General features: G+C 67.6%; 7 protein-coding genes, 1 tRNA gene and 1 pseudogene. 1 reads left to right on the top strand and 8 read right to left on the bottom strand.

What is annotated here, in order from left to right:
- Positions 1–137, top strand: a pseudogene (locus ABNT58_RS00695) (ferredoxin); the annotation flags it as partial.
- A 10-nt stretch (positions 138–147) separates the two neighbouring features.
- On the opposite strand, the gene ABNT58_RS00700 reads toward ABNT58_RS00695, so the two are convergent.
- The 8 genes from ABNT58_RS00700 to ABNT58_RS00735 all read right to left on the bottom strand — a co-directional run.
- Positions 148–579, bottom strand: a complete 432-nt coding sequence (locus ABNT58_RS00700; protein ID WP_348751594.1) for a hypothetical protein — start codon at positions 577–579, stop codon at positions 148–150.
- A complete protein-coding gene (pth, locus tag ABNT58_RS00705; RefSeq protein ID WP_348751595.1) occupies positions 576–1,214 on the bottom strand; it encodes an aminoacyl-tRNA hydrolase in 639 nt (212 codons plus the stop codon). Before pth ends, ABNT58_RS00700 begins: the two co-directional genes overlap by 4 nt.
- A gap of 87 nt (positions 1,215–1,301) precedes the next feature.
- Positions 1,302–1,943 (bottom strand): 50S ribosomal protein L25/general stress protein Ctc, encoded by a 642-nt coding sequence (locus tag ABNT58_RS00710; protein WP_348751596.1) that lies wholly within the window; start codon positions 1,941–1,943, stop codon positions 1,302–1,304.
- A 112-nt stretch (positions 1,944–2,055) separates the two neighbouring features.
- Positions 2,056–3,003 (bottom strand): ribose-phosphate pyrophosphokinase, encoded by a 948-nt coding sequence (locus tag ABNT58_RS00715; RefSeq protein ID WP_348751597.1) that lies wholly within the window; start codon positions 3,001–3,003, stop codon positions 2,056–2,058.
- A 71-nt stretch (positions 3,004–3,074) separates the two neighbouring features.
- A tRNA-Gln gene (locus ABNT58_RS00720) sits at positions 3,075–3,151 on the bottom strand.
- 33 nt (positions 3,152–3,184) lie between these two features.
- Entirely contained in the window at positions 3,185–4,045 is an 861-nt protein-coding gene (gene ispE / locus ABNT58_RS00725; protein ID WP_348751598.1) for a 4-(cytidine 5'-diphospho)-2-C-methyl-D-erythritol kinase, read from the bottom strand.
- Positions 4,046–4,066: 21 nt separating this feature from the next.
- A complete protein-coding gene (locus ABNT58_RS00730) occupies positions 4,067–4,600 on the bottom strand; it encodes an outer membrane lipoprotein LolB (RefSeq protein WP_348751599.1) in 534 nt (177 codons plus the stop codon).
- On the bottom strand, positions 4,597–4,831 hold a 235-nt coding region (locus tag ABNT58_RS00735; protein WP_348751600.1), incomplete at its 5' end, for a tetratricopeptide repeat protein. The genes ABNT58_RS00735 and ABNT58_RS00730, both read right to left, overlap by 4 nt.

Consider the following 4,831-nt stretch of genomic DNA (forward strand, 5'->3'; position numbering starts at 1 on the left):
CCGAGTGCGTGGGCCATTTCGATGAGCCGCAGTGCGTGCAGGTGTGCCCGGTGGAATGCATTCCGGTGAATCCCGAGCACGTCGAGGCTTCCGAATCGCTCTGGGCCAAGTACCGCCGGCTGCAACAGGCGGGCTGAGGCCGCGCCTTCAGCCGCCTGCGCTGGCCAGGGTCGGCTGCTTCTGTTTCTTGTGCTTCTTCGCCGCCTTGGGCTTGGGCGCGTTCGCGCGCTGCCATTCCGCCAGCCGTGAGGCCGAGGGCTGCTGCGCCGGCACGCCGTGGATGGCGGCCGGCCCGCGCCCGGCGGCGGCATAGGCGGCTTCACGCTCATGGCGCTCGTCGCGCAGCCGGTCGGCCAGCGCCTGGTCGCGCTGGAGGCTGCGTTCGGCCGCCTGGCGCTGGGCCTCGCTGCGGTCATCGCCCAGCGTCAGCGCGCGGCCATCGGCGCAAGGTGTCTGCGAGTAGCTGCTGCCTTGCGGCCCGCAGCGGTACACGCTGCTCTGCGCGGCCACCGCGGTTGAAAGATTCAGGGCGCACAGCGCGGGGATGAACTTCAACAGCAGGGGCAGCGAAGGTGTCATGGCGTGTCCGTGGGGGGCGGGGTGGGTTCAGGCTTCGGCGGCTTCGGCCTGGGCGGCTTGGCATGCACCTTCATCATCGCCCGCTCCATCTCGCCGGCCAGCAGCAGGTCCAGCGCTTCGGTGGACTTGGTCACGCAGTCGTCGATCGCCTCGCGGTCGGTGGGCGAGGGCTTCTTGAGCACGTAGTTCACCACCTCGGCCTTGTGGCCCGGGTGGCCGATGCCCAGCCGCAGCCGCCAGAAGGCGGCGCTGCCCAGCTGCGCGATCATGTCGCGCAGGCCGTTGTGGCCGGCGTGGCTGCCGCCCTGCTTGAGCTTCATCTGCCCGGGCAGCAGGTCCAGCTCGTCGTGCGCCACCAAGATCTCTTCCGGCGCGATCTTGTAGAAGCGCGCCAGCGCCGCCACCGACTTGCCCGACAGGTTCATGAAGGTCTGCGGCTCCAGCAGCCAGATCGGGCCTTCGATGCCCGTCAGTGGCCGGTTCACCCGCGCCACCAGGCCGTGGTAGCCGCGTTCGTATTGCAGGCTGGTGCCCAGGCGGCGCGCCACATGGTCGATCCACCAGAAGCCGGCGTTGTGGCGGGTGTCGTCGTATTCAGCGCCCGGGTTGCCCAGGCCAACCAGCAATCGGATCATCTTCATCCTACAAAGCAAAAGCCCCGCACGGGGCGGGGCTTGGCAAGCAGCAGAGCTCGGCAGAAGCGGCCCGCAGGCCGCCGCAGCTTACTTCTTGTTCTGCTTTTCGTTCTTCTTGGCGGCCTTGCCCTTGGCGACCGGCGCCACGGCCACGGGTGCCACTTCTTCTTCTTCCACCGGAGCCGCCACCGAGGCGATCACCGGGTTCTTCTTGCCACGCAGCACGACCTTGACGTTCTTGTCGAGCTTCAGGTCGTTGACGTGCAGCGACTGGCCCTTTTCCAGGTTGCCCAGGTCGACGGTGATGAACTCAGGCAGCTGGGCGGCCAGGCACTCGATCTCGAGTTCGGTGGCCACGTGGTTGATCAGCTGCTTGTCGGTCTTGACGGCCGGCGAGTTTTCTTCGTTGATGAAGTGCAGCGGCACCTTCTTCTTGATGCGGGTGCGCTCGTCCACGCGCTGGAAGTCCACGTGCAGCACCAGCTGCTTCCAGGGGTGCACCTGGAAGTCGCGCAGCAGCACCTTGTCGGTCTTGCCATTCAGTTCCATCTCGAGGATGGAGGCGTGGAAGGCTTCCTTCTTCAGCGCGAAGTACAGGGCGTTGTGGTCCAGCTCGATCTGGGCCGGCTCGCCGGCGCCGTAGACGATGCCAGGCACCTTGCCGGCGATACGCAGGCGGCGGCTCGCTCCGGTCCCCTGCAGCGTGCGCTCGTAAGCGACGAATTTCATGGTTTCACTCCAAAAAAGTGAGGCGCCCGCGACCAGGCGCCTGGATGGGCAGGCCACGAAGGCCCGCAACGAAAAAGGCACGCGCCGCGAACGGCCCGTGCCCGGATCAGGGTCAGAAGTTGCTGTTCTGCTCGGCGAACAGCGAAGTCACCGACTCGCCGTCGGAGATGCGGCGGATGGTCTCGGCGAACAGGAAGGCCACCGACAGCTGGCGGATCTTCTTGCAGGCCTGGCCGGCTTCCGACAGCGGAATGGTGTTGGTGATCACCACTTCGTCGAGCTGCGACTTCTGGATGCGGTCGATCGCCGGGCCCGAGAACACGGCGTGGGTGCAGTAGGCGTACACGCTCTTGGCGCCGCGCTCCTTCAGCACCTCGGCCGCCTTCACCAGCGTGCCGGCGGTGTCGATCATGTCGTCCATGATCACGCAGTTGCGGCCGTCGATGTCGCCGATGACGTGCATGACTTCAGACACGTTGGCCTTCGGGCGGCGCTTGTCGATGATGGCCAGGTCGCAGCCCAGCTGCTTGGCCAGCGCCCGGGCGCGCACCACGCCGCCGACGTCGGGCGACACCACCACCAGGTCGGGGTAGCGCTTGGCCTGCACGTCGGCCAGCAGCACCGGCGAGGCGTAGATGTTGTCGACCGGGATGTCGAAGAAGCCCTGGATCTGGTCGGCGTGCAGGTCCATCGTGAGCACGCGCTCGACGCCGACGGTTTCCAGCAGGTTGGCCACGACCTTGGCGCTGATGGGCACCCGGGTGGAACGCGGACGGCGGTCCTGCCGTGCGTAACCGAAGTAGGGGACCACGGCGGTGATGCGGCGCGCGCTGGCGCGCTTCAACGCATCCGTCATGATCAGCAGTTCCATCAGGTTCTCGTTCGTCGGGGCGCAGGTGGACTGCACGACGAAGACGTCACGGGCGCGGACGTTCTGCTGGATCTCGACCGTGACCTCACCATCGGAGAAGCGGCCGACGCTGGCCTTGCCCAGCTCGATGCCGAGATGGGTCGCGATTTCCTTGGCCAGCACGGGGTTCGCGTTCCCCGTGAAGAGCATGGTGTTGAAGAGCACGGCGAACCCTGGCGACGGCGGATGAACGAGACGGCGATCAGCGGAAGAAAGATGTTTGGCAGGGGAGGAAGGACTCGAACCCTCGCATGTCGGAATCAAAATCCGATGCCTTGACCAACTTGGCGACTCCCCTACACAGGTTGCAGCTTGCGCTGCCACCTTCAACTCAATCTGCCCAGGCCCGCAACGGGTGGCTGGCCAGACCTCGGCATTCCCGACCCACCCAACCCGACGGAAGGTCCGTCAGGTCTATCGCCAAAGGCGGGGCGTTCCTGCCTGAATCTACTCTTGCAAATACTGCGCTGCCGGAGCCCGTCATGCGGCTGTTGCCGAAGCGGGTTTCCAGCCACCTAGCCACTTGGGCTACTTCAGAACAACGGTCTTCAGCGGGTGGCTGTAAGTCGTTGCAACCGAAGGCGGTGTCTGCAAGTGAGCCTCGCAGTATAGACAGCTTTGTGTCGCGTGTCAGCAAGGGGTGCGAAAAAATTTCGGCGGTGGCCAGCGATGCCTGTGGCTTGACCACCACATAACGCTGGGCGGGCACCTCGATCGGGCTCAGCTGCTCGCCGATGCCTTCCACGAACGCATTGTCGCCGCCCACGAAGAAAGGCACGTCGGCGCCCAGTTCGGGCGCCAGCGCCAGCAGCTGCGCACGGCTCCAGCCCAGGCCCCACAGCCGGTTGAGCGCCAGCAGCGTGGTGGCAGCGTCGGAACTGCCGCCGCCCATGCCGGCGCCCCAGGGCACCTGCTTGTCCACCGAGATGTCGGCGCCCAGCGTGCAGCCGCTGCGGGCCTGCAGCAATCGCGCGGCACGCAGGCTCAGGTCATCTGCCGGAAGTGCGGGCCCCAGGTCGTGGCGGCGCAGCTGGCCGTCGGCGCGGCGCTCGAAGTGCAGCGTGTCGGCCCAGTCGATCAGCACGAAGACTGATTGCAGCAGGTGGTAGCCATCGGGCCGGCGGCCGACGATGTGCAGGAACAGGTTCAGCTTGGCGGGCGCAGGCACGTCCAGCAGCGAAGAAAGGCTCACGCGGGTCTCCGGGCCGGCCGCTCAGGGGGCCGCGGGCTTGTCCAGCCGCACGCGCACCGTCGTCGGCGGGCTGGCGCGTTCGGCCACCAGCGCGCCTTCTTCATAGCGCCGCAGGTCGATCTGCCAGCCCAACTGCTGGAAGCCGGCGTCGTTGGCGTAGCTGGGCGCGGCAGGCCAGGGGCGGCCACGCAGCCAGTCGATCAGCGCGGCCAGCGGCAGCGGCTCGCCCAGCATCTGCTGCGACATGTCGTCCAGGCTGGCGAACTTGCGGGCGCCCTGCGTGGTCAGCAGTTCGGCTTCGCCGTCGTGCCAGCGTGCCTGGGCCAGGGTGTTGCCCAGCGGGCCGCTGAGGTTGAGCTCGCCCAGCCGTGCGTCGCCGCGCAGCTCGAAGGCGGCGCTCATGCTGCGCGGCTCGCTGGTGCCGTCCACCGGCTCGGGCACCTGCACGGCCAGGCGGCCGCTGATGGACGCGGCGCTGGGGTCCGATGGCGGCGGCAGCGTGGCACAACCGGCCAGCAGTGCGGCCGACAGCAGGGCGGCGGACAGCAGCTTCACAGTGCCACCTTCAAGCGGGCCAGCGTTTCACGCAGCGTTTCGTTGCCGGCGTCGCGTTGCTGGGCGTCGCGCCACAGGCGCAGGGCCTCGTCGCGCTCGCCCTGCGCCCACAGCACTTCGCCCAGGTGGGCGGCGATCTCGGGGTCGGGCCGGGCGCTGTAGGCCTGGCGCAGCAGGCGCAGCGCTTCTTCGCGGTTGCCCAGGCGGAATTCCACCCAGCCCAGGCTGTCG

Source organism: uncultured Aquincola sp., from assembly GCF_964001545.1.
Taxonomy (GTDB): Bacteria; Pseudomonadota; Gammaproteobacteria; order Burkholderiales; family Burkholderiaceae_C; genus Aquincola.